The sequence below is a fragment of the Streptomyces sp. NA04227 genome, from assembly GCF_013364195.1.
Classification (GTDB): domain Bacteria; phylum Actinomycetota; class Actinomycetes; order Streptomycetales; family Streptomycetaceae; genus Streptomyces.
Genome location: NZ_CP054918.1, coordinates 1208126 through 1223451 on the forward strand (window position 1 = coordinate 1208126; position 15326 = coordinate 1223451).

The 15326-nt window shown below is 68.9% G+C and carries 16 protein-coding genes; 5 read left to right on the top strand and 11 right to left on the bottom strand.

All coding sequences use genetic code 11. The annotated features are described in order from the left end of the window. Window positions 1-429: 429 nt before the first annotated feature. Window positions 430-1899 carry a hypothetical protein gene (locus HUT18_RS04940; protein ID WP_176098146.1) on the top strand — a complete coding sequence of 490 codons (1470 nt, stop codon included), beginning with the start codon at window positions 430-432 and terminating at the stop codon, window positions 1897-1899. 181 nt (window positions 1900-2080) lie between these two features. Further along, window positions 2081-2830: a thioredoxin domain-containing protein gene (locus HUT18_RS04945; protein WP_176098148.1), complete on the top strand. Its 750-nt coding sequence runs from the start codon at window positions 2081-2083 to the stop codon at window positions 2828-2830. Between the two features lie 93 nt (window positions 2831-2923). Here the strand turns inward: HUT18_RS04945 and HUT18_RS04950 are convergent, their stop codons facing one another. From HUT18_RS04950 to HUT18_RS04985, 8 genes are all read right to left on the bottom strand, one after another. Beyond that, the gene (locus HUT18_RS04950) at window positions 2924-3289 is read right to left on the bottom strand and encodes a metal-sulfur cluster assembly factor (protein WP_176098149.1); all 366 of its coding nucleotides are present in this window, start codon (window positions 3287-3289) and stop codon (window positions 2924-2926) included. After that, window positions 3286-3744, bottom strand: coding sequence for a Fe-S cluster assembly sulfur transfer protein SufU (gene sufU / locus HUT18_RS04955; RefSeq protein WP_176098151.1), 459 nt, complete (start codon window positions 3742-3744; stop codon window positions 3286-3288). Before sufU ends, HUT18_RS04950 begins: the two co-directional genes overlap by 4 nt. A 14-nt stretch (window positions 3745-3758) precedes the next feature. Then, window positions 3759-5027 (bottom strand): cysteine desulfurase, encoded by a 1269-nt coding sequence (locus HUT18_RS04960; RefSeq protein ID WP_176098153.1) that lies wholly within the window; start codon window positions 5025-5027, stop codon window positions 3759-3761. Beyond that, a complete protein-coding gene (sufC, locus tag HUT18_RS04965) occupies window positions 5024-5788 on the bottom strand; it encodes a Fe-S cluster assembly ATPase SufC (RefSeq protein WP_176098155.1) in 765 nt (254 codons plus the stop codon). Before sufC ends, HUT18_RS04960 begins: the two co-directional genes overlap by 4 nt. Window positions 5789-5795: 7 nt before the next feature. Next, entirely contained in the window at window positions 5796-6125 is a 330-nt protein-coding gene (locus tag HUT18_RS04970) for a non-heme iron oxygenase ferredoxin subunit (RefSeq protein ID WP_176098157.1), read from the bottom strand. Beyond that, complete coding sequence (sufD, locus tag HUT18_RS04975) at window positions 6122-7345, bottom strand: Fe-S cluster assembly protein SufD (protein WP_176098159.1); 1224 nt, start codon at window positions 7343-7345, stop codon at window positions 6122-6124. Before sufD ends, HUT18_RS04970 begins: the two co-directional genes overlap by 4 nt. 152 nt (window positions 7346-7497) lie before the next feature. Next, window positions 7498-8919 carry a Fe-S cluster assembly protein SufB gene (gene sufB / locus HUT18_RS04980; protein ID WP_176098161.1) on the bottom strand — a complete coding sequence of 474 codons (1422 nt, stop codon included), beginning with the start codon at window positions 8917-8919 and terminating at the stop codon, window positions 7498-7500. Further along, entirely contained in the window at window positions 8916-9680 is a 765-nt protein-coding gene (locus tag HUT18_RS04985) for a metalloregulator ArsR/SmtB family transcription factor (RefSeq protein WP_176098163.1), read from the bottom strand. Before HUT18_RS04985 ends, sufB begins: the two co-directional genes overlap by 4 nt. 207 nt (window positions 9681-9887) lie before the next feature. On the opposite strand from HUT18_RS04985, the gene HUT18_RS04990 reads away from it, so the two are divergent. The 3 genes from HUT18_RS04990 (at window position 9888) to HUT18_RS05000 (ending at window position 12731) form a co-directional block, all read left to right on the top strand. After that, a complete protein-coding gene (locus HUT18_RS04990) occupies window positions 9888-10835 on the top strand; it encodes an ABC transporter ATP-binding protein (RefSeq protein WP_176098164.1) in 948 nt (315 codons plus the stop codon). Beyond that, on the top strand, window positions 10832-11617 hold the full coding sequence (locus HUT18_RS04995) for an ABC transporter permease (protein WP_176098166.1): 786 nt from the start codon (window positions 10832-10834) through the stop codon (window positions 11615-11617). Before HUT18_RS04990 ends, HUT18_RS04995 begins: the two co-directional genes overlap by 4 nt. A 94-nt stretch (window positions 11618-11711) precedes the next feature. Then, window positions 11712-12731, top strand: a complete 1020-nt coding sequence (locus HUT18_RS05000; RefSeq protein WP_176098167.1) for a heme A synthase — start codon at window positions 11712-11714, stop codon at window positions 12729-12731. A 45-nt stretch (window positions 12732-12776) separates the two neighbouring features. On the opposite strand, the gene HUT18_RS05005 is transcribed toward HUT18_RS05000, so the two are convergent. The 3 genes from HUT18_RS05005 to HUT18_RS05015 form a co-directional block, all read right to left on the bottom strand. Then, the gene (locus tag HUT18_RS05005; RefSeq protein ID WP_176098168.1) at window positions 12777-13529 is read right to left on the bottom strand and encodes a nucleotidyltransferase domain-containing protein; all 753 of its coding nucleotides are present in this window, start codon (window positions 13527-13529) and stop codon (window positions 12777-12779) included. 216 nt (window positions 13530-13745) lie between these two features. After that, on the bottom strand, window positions 13746-14093 hold the full coding sequence (locus HUT18_RS05010; RefSeq protein ID WP_176098169.1) for a hypothetical protein: 348 nt from the start codon (window positions 14091-14093) through the stop codon (window positions 13746-13748). Window positions 14094-14239: 146 nt separating this feature from the next. Further along, window positions 14240-15259 carry a heme o synthase gene (locus tag HUT18_RS05015; protein ID WP_176104297.1) on the bottom strand — a complete coding sequence of 340 codons (1020 nt, stop codon included), beginning with the start codon at window positions 15257-15259 and terminating at the stop codon, window positions 14240-14242. Between the last annotated feature and the right edge of the window lie 67 nt (window positions 15260-15326).

A 15326-nucleotide genomic window follows, 5' to 3' on the forward strand; every position in this document is an offset into this window, starting at 1 on the left:
CGCGCTTCGGCCTGTCCACGCTGACGCCCCCGGAGGCCGGGACCGGTCATCAGCCGACGGGCGATCGCCCCGGCCTCCAGCCGGAGCCGCGGTGCGGCCCGCGCGAGGCGGGGTTGCCCCTTTGCCACACCCTCATCGAGACGTCCTCGCCGAGCGACTTGACGTCACAGATGGCGAACTCAGTGTCGATGACGGAGTTTTCGTCGGCCAGTAGAACCTGCGTCGCGACCCTGTGCCGCGACCCTTGGCAAGATTTCGTATATGGAATACCTTTCGGTCCCAGACGGCGTTCGCCGGAAACGCGGCGCACCCTCGTCCGGTCCGCCGGCCGCAACCCTGCGGCTGCCACCGGTTGTCCCGGCAGTGGGCACGGGTCGGCGCGTGTCGGCACTTCAGTGATCCCCTGCACGGAGAAGGAGACAACCACCCATGTCCTTGCACAGTTCGCACGGCCCGAGCCGCAGATCGATCCTGCGCGGTGCGGCCGTCGCGGGAGCCACCACGGCGTTGTCGCCGATGGTCAACCTCTCCTCTGCCCAGGCGGCCTCCGGCAGTTATGCCATCCGCTACGACCTGGCCCGTCAGCAGACCATCCTGGGCCTGGGGTTCGAGATCCAGTCCGACTCGATCGGCTCCGGCAACAACGGTCTGCCCGACACGGTCACCGGCGTGCCGTACGACCTGACGGCAAGCGAGCGGACCCGCTTCTACCAGCAGATGCTCAAGGGCGGCCGCTCGGACAGGGGCTTTCGGTACTGTCGGCTCGCCATGGGCCTGTACTTTCGCGGTACCGATCCCAGCAAGAAGTTCATGCAGGACCGATACCCCGGCCAGGCGGCCCTGTTGGGCGACATGATCCAGCAGGCCGGGATCGAGGGCGCCGCTGTCGAGTACTGGTCACCCGCACCCGGCTGGAAGAGCAACGGCTCCTACATCAACGGCAGCCTCGCTTCGTTCGAGCCAGCGGCGCTGTCGGCGCTGGGCGATGCCATGATCGCCGACCTGGACTACCTGGCCGCGCGAGGTGTGCCGATCTCCATGTGGGGTCTGCAGAACGAACCGGGCATGAGAGCCCCCTACTCCGCCTGCACGTTTACGGGCGAACAGTACCGGCAGGCGTTCGCGGCGATCGCGCCCAAGATCAAGGCGAAGTATCCGCACGCCATGATTCACGCCAACAGCTGGGACGGCTGGCGCGGCCCCTGGGGACAGGCGGTCAAAGCGGACGCGGATGCCCTGCGTTACGTCGACGCCTGGACGTTCCACCACGAGGATAAGAACAGCGACCTCCAGTTCAGCGGCGACTTCACCTCCGGCGCTCTCGGCAAGCCGGTCTTCTGCAACGAGTACGAGTACATGACCAACGAAATCTCGAGCTACCGGACGGTCAACACCGCCCAGCACATCATGAACTGGATGGTGTTCCACGACGCACCGACCTGGTTCTGGCTCCACGCCCTCAAACCCACCACCAACGCCGAGGCCCCCGGCTTCTCCCTCGGCTACTGGCGCCCGCCTCACGACCAGGACTTCACCCGCTTCCCCGACGTCCCGGTCGGGCACTGGAAGTTCAACCCGATGAACTGGAACGCGGTTGCCGGATTCGTCAAGTACATGCCGTGGGACTCCGTCCGCTACATGGTCGACGAATCCACGCGGCTGAAGGACCAGCGCATCATGGCTTGGAAGACTCCTGCGGGGAAGCCGGTGTTCGCCCTCACCAACCGGTCCTCCACGGAGCCCTTCACCTACACCATCGACACCCAGACCTCGCAGGCCTTCAACGGCCGCCGGTACGGGCTGTCCACGAACGACAAGGCGCTCCCGCCCATCACGGGCCCCGAACTGAGCGTCACCGTCCCGCCGATGTCCATCGAGTTCTGGTTCGGCACGAGCTGACGAAGAGGCTGTACCGGAGTCCTCCACGGCGATCTGGACCGCTTGGCGGACATGGGTCCAGTCTCGCCCCGCACCCCCGGACCGGCGTCACCGCCCCAACACGGGGGGTGATGTCGGACGCCAGATCCCGGGCTCATACAGTTCGGATCGGAATCGATCACCGTTCCGGGGAGGGGACATCATGCGAGGAAGAACGCGCCGAAGACGTATCGCGCTGACCACTGCCGTACTGGCTGCCTGCGTGCTCGTCACGACGGGCTGCGGCGGGTCCGGGGGCAGTGAGCCCAAGGCGGTGAAGACGCCGGAGTACGCGGAGCCCGACGATCTGCCGGAGCGTATCTCCGTGGACGGCACCACCATTGTGGTCGGCTGGCCCAAGGCGACGACCAGCCTGCACCTCTACGAGGACCTGCGCTGTCCGGCCTGCGGGCAGTTCGAGAACGAGGGCAACGGGACCGAGGTGACGACGCTGGCCCAGGCCGGGAAGGCCCAGGCGCGGTACACGCTGGCGTCCTTCCTCGACGACCGGCACGGCGACGGGTCGAAGCGGGCGGCGAACGCCCTGCGCGCGGCCGTCGAGCGGGGCAAGTTCACCGAGTACCGCGAGGTGTTGTTCGCCGCGCAGTCCGAGGAGCCGGAGAACGCCTTCACCGCCCCGCGGCTGCTCGAACTCGCCTCGCAGGTGAAGGGATTGCGCGGCAAGGAGTTCGACGCGGCCGTGCGGACCATGAAGTACCGGGATTTCGTGCGCCGTTCGCAGCAGGCGTTCGAGAAGTCCAGCGTACGGAGCACGCCGAGCCTGGTGGTGGACGGGAAGAGGATCGACGGTGAGCTGGCGGACGTCGCCATGTACGAGCCCGGCGGGCTGACGTACCTCGTCGACAACAGCTCCGTCCTGATCGGACAGGACGGCGGCCCGGGCGTCCAGTAGCGGACCGGCGGGCAGGCCGCGGAAAACGCCGTGAGCCCCGGCCGAATACCGGCCGGGGCTCACGTGACGTGCGTGGAACGGGACGGACCGCTCTCAGACGTTGAAGCCCAACGCCCGCAGCTGCTCCCGCCCGTCATCGGTGATCTTGTCCGGGCCCCACGGCGGCATCCAGACCCAGTTGATCCGGAGCTCGTTGACGAGGCCTTCGGTCGCCGACTTGGCCTGGTCCTCGATCACGTCGGTGAGCGGACAGGCCGCCGAGGTCAGGGTCATGTCGATGGTCGCGACGTTGGAGTCGTCGATGTGGACGCCGTAGATCAGGCCCAGGTTGACTACGTCGATGCCCAGTTCGGGGTCGACGACGTCGTACAGGGCCTCACGGACCTCCTCCTCGGAGGCGGGCTTGCCCACCACGGGGGTGGCCACCGCTTCCTCCGCCACCTGGCTTGCGTCGCTCATGCGGTCTTCGCCTCCTGTTCGAGTGCCTGGGCCGTCGCGTCCTTCCACGCCATCCAGCTCAGCAGCGCGCACTTCACCCTGGCCGGGTACTTGGACACCCCGGCGAACGCGACCGCGTCCTCCAGGATCTCCTCCATGGCGTCGTCGGGTACCAGCTGCCCCTTCGACTGCATCAGTTCGAGGAAAACGGCCTGGATCCGCTGTGCCTCGTCGAGGTCCTTGCCGACCAGGAGTTCGTTCAGCACCGAGGCGCTGGCCTGGCTGATGGAGCAGCCCTGGCCCTCGTAGCTGACGTCCTCGATCCGGGTTCCCGCGTACTTCACACGCAGGGTGATCTCGTCGCCACACGTCGGGTTGACGTGGTGCACCTCGGCGTCGCCATCCCTGAGCCCCCGGCCGTGCGGGTGCTTGTAGTGGTCCAGGATGACGTCCTGGTACATCGAATCCAGCTTCACCGGTCAGTCACGTCCTATCCGAAGAAGTTCCGTACGTGTTCCAGGCCGTCGACCAGTGCGTCGATCTCGGCCGGGGTCGAGTACAGATAGAACGACGCTCGCGTGGTCGCGGGAATTCCGTACCGGAGGCAGACCGGGCGGGCGCAGTGGTGACCGACCCGTACCGCGATGCCCTGCTCGTCGAGGACCTGGCCCACGTCGTGCGGGTGGATGTCACCGAGCGTGAAGGAGATCGCGGCGCCGCGGTCCTCGGCCGTGGTGGGGCCGATGATCCGCAGGTCGGGTACGGCCTGGAGGCGCTGGACGGCGTACTCGGTCAGCGCGTGCTCGTGCTGGGCGATACGGTCCATGCCCACCGAGGTGAGGTAGTCCACCGCGGCGCCCAGGCCCACGGCCTGTGCGATGGGCGGGGTGCCCGCCTCGAACTTGTGCGGCGCGGGGGCGTACGTCGAGGAGCTCATCGAGACGGTCTCGATCATCTCGCCGCCGCCGAGGAAGGGCGGCAGGTCCTCCAGGAGTTCCTGACGGCCCCAGAGCACGCCGATGCCGGTCGGGCCGCACATCTTGTGGCCGGTGAAGGCCACGAAGTCGGCCTGCAGCGCCTGCACGTCGAGCGTCATGTGCGGGGCGGCCTGCGAGGCGTCGATGAGGACGAGCGCGCCGACCTCCTGGGCGCGGCGCACGATCTGCTCGACCGGGTTGAGGGTGCCGAGGATGTTGGAGACCAGGACGAACGAGACGATCTTGGTCTTCTCGGTGATGACCTCGTCGATGTTGGAGAGGTCCAGGCGGCCGTCGTCGGTCAGTCCGAACCACTTCAGCTTCGCGCCCGTGCGCTGCGAGAGCAGCTGCCAGGGAACGATGTTGGAGTGGTGCTCCATCTCCGTGATGACCACTTCGGTCTCGTGGTCGACGCGGTAGGGCTCGTCGGCCCAGCCGAGCATGTTGGCCACGAGGTTGAGCGCCTCGGAGGCGTTCTTGGTGAAGACGACCTCGTTGCGGCTGGGCGCGTTGATGAACTGGGCGACCTTGTCGCGCGCGCCCTCGTAGAGCGCCGTGGCCTCTTCGGCGAGTACGTGCACACCGCGGTGGACGTTGGCGTTGTGCTGCTCGTAGTACTCGGACAGCACGTCGATGACCTGGCGCGGTGACTGGGAGGTCGCCGCGTTGTCCAGGTAGACGAGTTTCTTGCCGTCGTGGAGCTCGCGCTCCAGGATCGGGAAGTCCTTGCGGATCGCCTCGGTGTCGAGGAGTCCGGTCAGGCCCTGGCGGGCAGTTGTCACGCGGATGCGCCTCCCTTCACGTATGCCTCGTAGCCCTCGTTCTCCAGCTTGTCGGCGAGCTCGGCGCCGCCGGACTCCACGATCTTGCCGCCGGCGAAGACGTGGACGTAGTCGGGCTTGATGTAGCGCAGGATGCGCGTGTAGTGGGTGATCAGCAGGGTGCCGACCTCGCCGCCCTCACGGACCCGGTTGACGCCCTCGGAGACCACGCGCAGGGCGTCGACGTCCAGGCCGGAGTCGGTCTCGTCGAGGATGGCGACCTTGGGCTTCAGCAGTTCGAGCTGAAGGATCTCGTGGCGCTTCTTCTCACCGCCGGAGAAGCCCTCGTTGACGTTGCGCTCGGCGAAGGCCGGGTCCATGTTGAGGCGCTGCATGGCCTCCTTGACCTCCTTCACCCAGGTACGCAGCTTGGGCGCCTCGCCGCGGATCGCGGTGGCGGAGGTGCGCAGGAAGTTCGACACGGAGACGCCGGGCACCTCGACCGGGTACTGCATGGCGAGGAAGAGGCCCGCGCGGGCGCGCTCGTCGACGGACATCTCCAGGACGTCCTCGCCGTCGAGGGTGACGGTGCCGCCGGTGACCGTGTACTTGGGGTGACCCGCGAGCGAGTAGGCGAGCGTCGACTTGCCGGAGCCGTTGGGGCCCATGATGGCGTGCGTCTCGCCCTGCTTCACGGTGAGGTCGACGCCCTTGAGGATCTCCTTCGTGGCGTTGTCGGCCTCGACGGTGACGTGCAGGTCTCGGATTTCAAGCGTTGCCATGGGTGCCTCAGGACTCCTGGGAGAGGGAGACGAGCACAGCGGCTGCTTCGCCGTCTCCTTCGATCTTTACGGGGTATACGGGTACGGGTCGCGTCGCGGGCAGGCCCGAGGGCTTGCCGGTGCGCAGGTCGAAGCTGGAGCCGTGCAGCCAGCACTCGATCTGGCAGTCCTCCACCTCGCCCTCGGACAGGGAGACGTTCGCGTGCGAGCAGATGTCGTGGATCGCGAACACCTCGCCCTCGGTGCGGACCACCGAGACGGGAGTGCCTTCGATCTCCACCCGCTTCGGAGTGTCCTCCTCCAGCTCGGCGAGGTCGCAGACCTTGACGAACGTCATGCCACGGCCTCCTCGAGCTCCTCCTCGATCTTGGCGAGGAGCCGCTCCTCGATGTCCGGGACACCGATCTGCTGGACCAGTTCGGCGAAGAAGCCGCGCACCACCAGACGGCGGGCCTCCTTCTCCGGGATGCCGCGGGCCATCAGGTAGAACAGCTGCTCGTCGTCGAAGCGGCCGGTCGCCGAGGCGTGGCCGGCGCCGACGATCTCACCGGTCTCGATCTCCAGGTTCGGCACCGAGTCGACCCGGGCGCCGTCGGTGAGGACGAGGTTGCGGTTCATCTCGTAGGTGTCGGTGCCCTCGGCCGCGGCCTCGATGAGCACGTCGCCGATCCACACCGCGTGCGCCGACTCGCCCTGGAGCGCGCCCTTGTAGACGACGTTGGACTTGCAGTGCGGGGTGTTGTGATCGACCAGGAGGCGGTGCTCCTGGTGCTGGCCCCGGTCGGTGAAGTACAGGCCGAACAGCTCGGACTCGCCGCCGGTGGCCGCGTAGCGCACCCGCGGGTGCAGCCGGACCAGGTCGCCGCCGAAGGTGACCACGACCGACTTGAAGGAGGCGTCCCGGCCGACGAGCGCGTTGTGCTGCGCGACGTGCACGGCCTTCTCGTCCCAGTCCTGCACGCTGACCACGGTGAGCTTGGCGCCGTCGCCGAGCAGGAAGTCGACGTTGGCGGCGAGCACCGCGTCGCCGGTGTGATCGAGGATGACCACGGCCTCGGCGAAGGCGCCCAGCTCGACGACCTGGTGGCCGAAGGCGACCCCGCCCTGGCCGTGCACCGAGATCCGGATCGGCTCGGTGAGCACGGTCTCCTTGGGCACCGAGACGACCGAGGCCTTCTCGAACGAGGAGTACGCCTGGGCGGCGACGCGGTCCACGGGGGTACCGGCCGCGCCGACGCGGGCGTCCTGACGCCCGACCGTCTCGACCACGACACCCTCGGGCGCGGACACCTCGACGCGCACCCCCGAGCCGTTCGCCACGGCGCTGCCGTCGTGCAGGCCCCGCAGGCGGTCCAGCGGGGTGAACCGCCATTCCTCCTCGCGGCCGTGCGGCACCGGGAAGTCGGCCACGTCGTAGGACGCCGGGGCGCTCATGCGCGTGGCGACGGTCGACTCGGCGGCGACGGCGATCGAGCCGGCGGTGGTGGAGCCCACCGGTGTGGTTCCTCCACGGACCTCGGTGCGAGTGTCCTCGGGGGAGTTCTGAGCCTCAGCCATGGCTGTCGTTGTGCTCTCTTCCTGCGGTCAAGGTGTTCCTGCTGCGGGGTGGTCACGGGCGGTGGCGGGGAGCGGTGGTGCGGTGCTGCCCCGGCCGCGAGAGGTACGGGCGTCCTGATCGTCCCGATACGGACGCCCGCCTGCTCGCGTGCCTAGCCGACCGAGCCCTCCATCTGCAGCTCGATCAGCCGGTTGAGCTCAAGGGCGTACTCCATGGGCAGCTCCTTGGCGATCGGCTCGACGAAGCCGCGCACGATCATCGCCATGGCCTCGAACTCCGACAGACCGCGGCTCATCAGGTAGAAGAGCTGGTCCTCGGAGACCTTGGAGACGGTCGCCTCGTGGCCCATGGACACGTCGTCCTCGCGGACGTCCACGTAGGGGTAGGTGTCCGAGCGCGAGATGGTGTCGACGAGCAGCGCGTCGCACAGCACGTTCGACTTGGCTCCCGGCGCGCCCTCGCCGATCTCGATGAGACCGCGGTAGGAGGTACGGCCGCCGCCCCGGGCCACCGACTTGGAGACGATGTTCGAGGAGGTGTTGGGTGCCATGTGGACCATCTTGGCGCCGGCGTCCTGGTGCTGGCCCTCGCCCGCGAAGGCGATCGACAGGGTCTCGCCCTTGGCGTGCTCGCCCATCAGGTAGACGGCCGGGTACTTCATGGTCACCTTGGAGCCGATGTTGCCGTCGACCCACTCCATGGTCGCGCCCTCGTAGGCGACGGCGCGCTTGGTGACCAGGTTGTAGACGTTGTTCGACCAGTTCTGGATGGTCGTGTACCGGCAGCGGGCGCCCTTCTTCACGATGATCTCGACCACCGCGGAGTGCAGGGAGTCCGACTTGTAGATCGGCGCGGTGCAGCCCTCGACGTAGTGGACGTAGGCGTCCTCGTCGACGATGATCAGCGTCCGCTCGAACTGGCCCATGTTCTCGGTGTTGATCCGGAAGTAGGCCTGCAGCGGGATCTCGACGTGCACGCCCTTCGGCACGTAGATGAAGGAGCCGCCGGACCACACGGCCGAGTTCAGCGAGGCGAACTTGTTGTCACCGACCGGGATGACGGTGCCGAAGTACTCCTTGAAGAGCTCCGGGTGCTCCTTCAGCGCGGTGTCGGTGTCCAGGAAGATGACGCCCTGCTCCTCCAGGTCCTCACGGATCTGGTGGTAGACGACCTCGGACTCGTACTGCGCAGCGACACCGGCGACCAGGCGCTGCTTCTCCGCCTCCGGGATGCCGAGCTTGTCGTAGGTGTTCTTGATGTCCTCGGGCAGGTCCTCCCAGGACTCCGCCTGCTTCTCCGTGGAACGCACGAAGTACTTGATGTTGTCGAAGTCGATGCCCGACAGGTCCGAGCCCCAGTTGGGCATCGGCTTCTTCTCGAAGAGCCTCAGGCCCTTGAGGCGGAGCTTGGTCATCCACTCCGGCTCGGACTTCTTGCTCGAGATATCCCGGACGACGTCCTCGTTCAGCCCGCGCTTGGCGGACGCACCGGCCTCGTCGGAGTCGGCCCAGCCGTACTCGTACTTGCCCAGGCCCTCGAGCTCGGGGTGAGCAGTCTCCGTGGGGAGTGTCATGCGGGGTTCCTCCCGGCCGTGCTTGCTGATGGGTTCTGTTCGTTCGTGGCGCCCGCGGGGTCGCTCACGCTGTGCGGAGCCTGATCCCCGCGTGGGATGTACGTCGTGCAGACGCCGTCCCCGTGGGCGATGGTCGCCAGCCGCTGGACGTGGGTCCCCAGCACCTCGGAGAAGAACTGGGTCTCCGCCTCGCACAGCTGGGGGTACTTCTCGGCGACATGGGCGACCGGGCAGTGGTGCTGGCACAGCTGCTCGCCCTGCTGCCGACCGGGTGCGTCACGCGCCGTAGCAGCGTACCCGTCCACGCTGAGCGCCTTTGCCAGCGCCTCGGTGCGCTCCTCGGGCCCTGCCGCGTCCACCGCGGCGCGGTAGGCACCGGCCTGTGCCTCGATGCGCTCGCGGGCGAAACGGGCGACGGCCTCGTCGCCGCCGGTGCGCGCGATCCATTCGAGCGCGTCGGCCGCCAGTTTGTCGTAGGACTGGTCGAAGGCGTCCCGTCCGCAGTCGGTGAGCGCGAACACCCGGGCCGGTCGGCCCCGGCTGCGGGCACCGTAAACACGCTGCTCACGGGCTTCGACCACGCCGTCGGCCGTGAGCGCGTCCAGGTGCCTGCGCACCGCGGCCTGGGTCAGGCGCAGTCGCCCGGCCAGATCGGCCACGGTGGACGGGCCGTGGTCCAGGATGGATCGCGCGACACGGTTGCGCGTAGGACGCTCCCCGGTCGCGAGTTCCTCCCGGGGAGCCTCGCCAGCCTTTTTCACAACGCCATTGTTGCGTAATTCAGCACGAGCGGACAAGCCGCTCAGGACGGCACTCCTGGTGGCTTCGATCACTAAGGGTCACCTAAGTGACAAGGCATGTACCGTACGCCGCTCGTGCGCGGGCGCCCGGATCACCAGGTCAGCGCCGCCCTCGCGGGCAGAGCCCCGGCGCCCGCCGCACCCGCGCGGCTCCCTAGACTCTGCGCCATGCGAAGTGAGCCCGTAGCCCGTCGTGACGACGAGCCCGTAGTCCATCTGCGTGGCCTCGCGAAACGCTACGGAGCCAAGACCGCCGTCGACGGCCTCGATCTGGACGCCGGCCCGGGGGTCACCGCGGTGCTCGGCCCCAACGGCGCGGGCAAGACCACCACCGTCGAGATCTGCGAGGGCTACCGCAGGCCGGACGCGGGCGCCGCCTATGTGCTCGGCCTCGACCCGGTGCGCCAGGCGGCCGAGCTGCGGCCGCGGATCGGTGTGATGCTCCAGTCCGGCGGCGTCTACTCCGGCGCCCGCGCCGAGGAGATGTTGCGCCACATCTCCAAGCTGCACGCGCACCCGCTCGACGTGGACGCCCTGATCGAACGCCTGGGCCTCGGCTCCTGCGGGCGCACCTCCTACCGGCGGCTCTCCGGCGGCCAGCAGCAGCGCCTGGCCCTGGCCATGGCGGTGGTGGGCCGCCCCGAGCTGGTCTTCCTCGACGAGCCGACCGCCGGTCTCGACCCGCAGGCCCGCCACGCGACCTGGGACCTCGTCCGCGATCTGCGCACCGACGGGGTCGGCGTGATCCTCACCACCCACTCCATGGACGAGGCCGAGGAGCTCGCCGACGACGTCGCGATCATCGACGCCGGCAAGGTCATCGCCCAGGGCTCGCCCGAGGAGCTGTGCAGGGGCGGCGCCGAGAACACCCTGCGCTTCACCGGCCGCCCCGGACTCGATGTGAACTCGCTGCTGATGGCGCTGCCCGCCGACTCCGCGGCGGTCGAGCTGACCCCGGGCTCGTACCGGGTCAGCGGCAAGGTGGACCCGCAACTGCTCGCCACCGTGACCACCTGGTGCGCACAGCACGGGGTGCTGCCGGACCGGATCTCGGTCGAGCGGCACTCACTGGAGGACGTCTTCCTGGAACTGACCGGCAAGGAGCTGCGCGGATGAGCGCACGAACCGCCATGAGTCTCGCGCCCCGGCCCGGCGCAGCCCCGCTGCCCCGCATGATCGCCGCGCAGGCCGTCCTCGAGACGAAGATGCTGCTGCGCAACGGCGAGCAACTGCTGCTGACCGTGGTGATCCCGACGCTGCTCCTGGTGCTGTTCGCCACGGTCGACATCGTCGACGTGAAGGACACCGGCGCCGAGGAGTCCATCGACTTCCTCGCCCCGGGCGTGCTCGCCCTCGCCGTCATGTCGACCGCCTTCACCGGCCAGGCCATCGCCACCGGCTTCGAGCGCCGGTACGGCGTCCTCAAGCGGCTCGGCAGCTCACCGCTCCCGCGCTGGGCCCTGATGACCGCGAAGACGCTGTCCGTACTGGTCACCGAGGTCCTCCAGGTCGCCCTGCTCACCGTCATCGCGCTCGCGCTCGGCTGGTCCCCGCACGGCAGTCCGTTCGCGGTGTTCCTGCTGCTGCTCGCGGGCACCGCCGCCTTCTCCGGGCTCGGGCTCCTGATGGCCGGGACGCTCAAGGCGGAGGCGACGCTCGCCGCGGCCAACCTGGTCTTCCTGCTGCTGCTTGTGGGCGGCGGCGTGATCGTCCCGCTGGACAAGTTCCCGGACGGCGTCCGCTCCGTACTCGAACTGCTGCCGATCTCCGCGCTCTCGGACGGGCTGCGTTCGGTGCTCCAGGACGGCGCCGGGATGCCGTGGCGCGAGCTGGGCATCCTGGCGGTCTGGGCGGTACTGGGACTCGGCGCCGCGGGGCGCCTGTTCCGCTGGGAGTGAGCGGCCGCTCCCCGGGTGCGGAGCCCCGCCCGCATCGCCGGACAGAACCCGGCATTCCACCCCTCGTGAAGCCGTGCACAAGCGGGCGCCTACGATGGTGCGCGTGCCGAAACTGACCCGCGCGGAGGCGATCTCCCTCCTGCGCAGCCCGCTCGCCTTCATCGCCGAACGCTGGACGCCCCAGCCGCGTACCGTGCGGCGCGCGGCTTTCGCCGCGCTCCTGATGTCCGTGGCCATCGTGGTCACCGGCGGCGCCGTACGCCTGACCGGTTCCGGCCTCGGCTGCCCCACCTGGCCGAGCTGCACCGAGGAGTCGCTCACCACGACCAGGGAAATGGGCCTGCACGGCGTCATCGAGTTCGGCAACCGCCTGCTCACGTACGTGCTGTGCGCCGCGGTGGGCTGGGCGATCATCGCCGCCCGGTCGCAGAAGCCGATGCGGCGTGGGCTGGTCCTGCTCGGCTGGACCCAGTTCTGGCTGGTCACGGGCAACGCACTGCTCGGCGGCATCGTGGTCCTGGTGGGCCTCAACCCGTACACGGTGGCCGCCCACTTCCTGCTCACCACGGCCCTGATCGCGGTCGCCGCGGTGATGTGGCACCGCACCGGCGAGGGCGACGAGGCACCGCGCCCGCTGGTCGGCAAGGTGGCGGTACGACTCGTCGGACTGCTGACCGTGCTCACGGGGTTGCTGATCGCGGCGGGCACCGTGGTCACCGGAACCGGTCCGCACGCGGGCGACTCCAGCGAGGTGGAGCGGATGCCGCAGGCCTGGGCGGACCCGGTCACCAAGGTGCACGCGGGGCTCGCCTGGGCCGTGGTCGTCCTGACCGTCGTTCTCTGGTTCGTGCTGAAGGCCGTGGACGCGCCGAAGGGCCCGCTGAACCGTACCCTCGCGTTCTTCGTGATCCTGCTCGCCCAGGGCGTCATCGGGTATGTGCAGTACTTCACCGACCTCCCCGAGATCCTGGTCGGCGCGCACATGCTGGGCTCGTGCCTGGTGTGGGTCGGCATCCTGCGGGTGATGCTCGCCCTGCGCGAGCGTCCCGGCGCCGCGCCTGACGTGCCGCGTCCGGCGAAGGGCCCGGTACTGGAAGGGGCCGCGGCCTCCTGAGGTCCGCCCCCGCCCCGCCCGAACCGCGCTCCGCCCAGCCCCCTCTCACCCGTACCGCGCCACCAGCGCGTCGATCGCCGACGCCAGGAAGTCCCGTGTCAGCTCGGCCCGTTCGCGCTGCCAGTCCTCGTCGCGCCGGACGCTCTGGCCGTACCTGCGGGCCCGGACGTCGACCACCAGTTCCTCGGGGGCGCCCGCCGACAGCAGTGCGTCCAGCGCCTCGTACTTGGTGATCAGCCGCCCCTCCTCCAGCGTCACCCGCGCCCGTGCGTGCGTCAGCAGGCCGAGGTCCACCCAGAGGTCCTGCTGCCACAGCTTGTCGGTGTCGAGTCGGGGCCGCCAGTAGTCGCGCTGGTCGCCGACGACGTAGGTGTTCAACTCCCGCGTGGTCACCGGGGGCAGTACGTCCACCGGGCCCGCGCCGAGGAACACCCGGCCGAAGGCGTGCAGTTCGCGGCGGGTGACCGGGCTGACGGGGCGCTCGAAGAGCTCGTTGTAGGCCCAGATCGTGTGGGAGCGCGCGGAGTCGTCGAGGTGGTCCGGATCCAGATAGCCGCAGTGCAGATGGTCCGCGAGCGGATGCTCGGCGCGCAGGTCCTGGTGCAGGCGCTCGAGGCGGCGCCGCGTGGCACGGCTGTCCGCACCGTCCAGGACCGCGATCAGGTCGAGGTCGCTGCGGCCCTCCTGGTAGTCGCCGCCCGCCAGCGAGCCGTGAGCCCAGACGGCGGTCGGGGCGAGTTCGGTGCGCAGTGCGGTCACGAAGTGGTCGAGCAGGGCAGACGTACGCTCATCCGGCATACGTACAGTCTTCCGGTTGCACCGGATTGGCTCCAGGCCGCGCGCCGGTCATGCCCACGGCAGGGCAGAAGGGCCGGAAAAAGCCGGGCACGGCGTAAACGTGCCCGGCTTCGCGGGTTCCCTGTGCAGCCCCCGGCCCGAGGGCGCCGCGCGTCGCACACGCACCGATCAGGTGCCCGACCGCGGGGCGTTCGGGGCGAGTTGGCCGCCGGAGCCTCAGGTGTTCTTGGGGCCGCCGATCTGGATACCGGCCATGCGGGTCCACTCGTAACGGCCGGTCTTCACCTTGGCGGCGAAGTCCCCGTCGAACTCCTCGTGGGTCTCGATGCCCGCCTTCTTCACGGCCTCTTCGGCGATGGCGACCGACGGTGCCACGAGGTTGCCCCACTCGCCGTCCTGGCCCACGAGCGCGATCCGCGCACCGCGCTCGCCGATGTAGGCGATCTGCCCCTCGGCACCGCCGTGTTCCTTGGCGAAGGAACCGATCTCCTTGGCGAGCTTGGCCGCACGGCGCTCGGCCCGTGCCGCCTGCTTGGTGTCGTCAGCCTGCTGCGTTTCTGCCATACCTGGATGCTACCGGCGCGTAGATCAAGCGGCGACGGGCCCAGTACGTGGTCTCGGCCACGTACGAGGCGAACCGGCGCACCGAAATCGGGCGATCGGGACGCGACCGGGAAGCGGCCCGGAAACCGGCGCGCGAGGCGCCGGTTTCAGCGCAGGAAGGGGTCGACCGCCACGGCCACGAAGAGCAGCGAGACGTAGGTGATGGACCAGTGGAACAGTCGCATCTCCTTGAGCTTCGCCCCGGTCGCGCCGCTCTTGGCGCGGTTCTGGAGCGAGTGCGCCTCCCAGAGCCACCAGCCGCCGGTGGCGAGCGCGACCGTCGTGTAGAACCAGCCCGTGTAGCCGAGCGGGGTCAGCAGCAGGGAGACGGCGACCATCACCCAGCTGTAGAGGACGATCTGCTTGGCGACGACCTTGTTGGAGGCGACCACCGGCAGCATCGGCACCCCGACGCGGGCGTAGTCCTCCTTGACCTTCATGGACAGCGGCCAGTAGTGCGGCGGCGTCCAGAAGAACATGACGAGGAAGAGGACGACCGGCGCCCAGGACATCGAGTTGGTGACCGCGGACCAGCCGATCAGGACCGGCATACAGCCCGCGATGCCGCCCCAGACGATGTTCTGCGAGGTGCGGCGCTTGAGGATCATCGTGTAGACGACGACATAGAACAGCAGCGCGCCGAGCGACAGCCAGGCCGACAGCCAGTTGACGAGCAGTCCGAACCACAGAGTGGAGCCGACCGCGAGAGTCAGGCCGAAGACCAGGGCCTCGGGCGGCGAGACCATGCCGGTGACCAGCGGGCGCTGCGACGTGCGGTCCATCAGCGCGTCGATGTCGCGGTCGATGTACATATTGAGCGCGTTGGCGCCACCGGCCGAGAGATAACCGCCGACACAGGTGATCAGCACCAGCCAGAGGTCCGGCACGCCCTGTTCGGCGAGGAACATCACCGGCACGGTGGTGATCAGCAGCAGCTCGATGATCCGCGGCTTGGTCAGCGCCACAAACGCCAGGACCCGGGCACCGGCCGAACGGCGGCCCGGTGTCGCGCTCGCGCCGGGCTCCTCCACGGTCCGTCCGGCGTGGGCGGTGCCCGCGCTCCCCTCCATGGCCTCTACGGCATGGACGGTGCCCCCAGGACGGGATTCAACGGCCGTCACGCACACCCCTGACAGAGACAAATCAAAGCGAGCCCTTCCCACATGAAGTACCGGTGAAGGCCCGCGCGTACCA

Bases quoted from the DNA above. Each gene is read 5' to 3' on its own strand.
- HUT18_RS04970 (WP_176098157.1), bottom strand. From the start codon at position 6,125: ATGACGTTCGTCAAGGTCTGCGACCTCGCCGAGCTGGAGGAGGACACT.
- HUT18_RS04995 (WP_176098166.1), top strand. From the start codon at position 10,832: ATGAGCGCACGAACCGCCATGAGTCTCGCGCCCCGGCCCGGCGCAGCC.
- HUT18_RS04940 (WP_176098146.1), top strand. From the start codon at position 430: ATGTCCTTGCACAGTTCGCACGGCCCGAGCCGCAGATCGATCCTGCGC.
- HUT18_RS04945 (WP_176098148.1), top strand. From the start codon at position 2,081: ATGCGAGGAAGAACGCGCCGAAGACGTATCGCGCTGACCACTGCCGTA.
- sufB (WP_176098161.1), bottom strand. From the start codon at position 8,919: ATGACACTCCCCACGGAGACTGCTCACCCCGAGCTCGAGGGCCTGGGC.
- HUT18_RS05005 (WP_176098168.1), bottom strand. From the start codon at position 13,529: ATGCCGGATGAGCGTACGTCTGCCCTGCTCGACCACTTCGTGACCGCA.
- sufC (WP_176098155.1), bottom strand. From the start codon at position 5,788: ATGGCAACGCTTGAAATCCGAGACCTGCACGTCACCGTCGAGGCCGAC.
- HUT18_RS05010 (WP_176098169.1), bottom strand. From the start codon at position 14,093: ATGGCAGAAACGCAGCAGGCTGACGACACCAAGCAGGCGGCACGGGCC.
- sufD (WP_176098159.1), bottom strand. From the start codon at position 7,345: ATGGCTGAGGCTCAGAACTCCCCCGAGGACACTCGCACCGAGGTCCGT.
- HUT18_RS04950 (WP_176098149.1), bottom strand. From the start codon at position 3,289: ATGAGCGACGCAAGCCAGGTGGCGGAGGAAGCGGTGGCCACCCCCGTG.
- HUT18_RS05000 (WP_176098167.1), top strand. From the start codon at position 11,712: ATGGTGCGCGTGCCGAAACTGACCCGCGCGGAGGCGATCTCCCTCCTG.
- HUT18_RS04990 (WP_176098164.1), top strand. From the start codon at position 9,888: ATGCGAAGTGAGCCCGTAGCCCGTCGTGACGACGAGCCCGTAGTCCAT.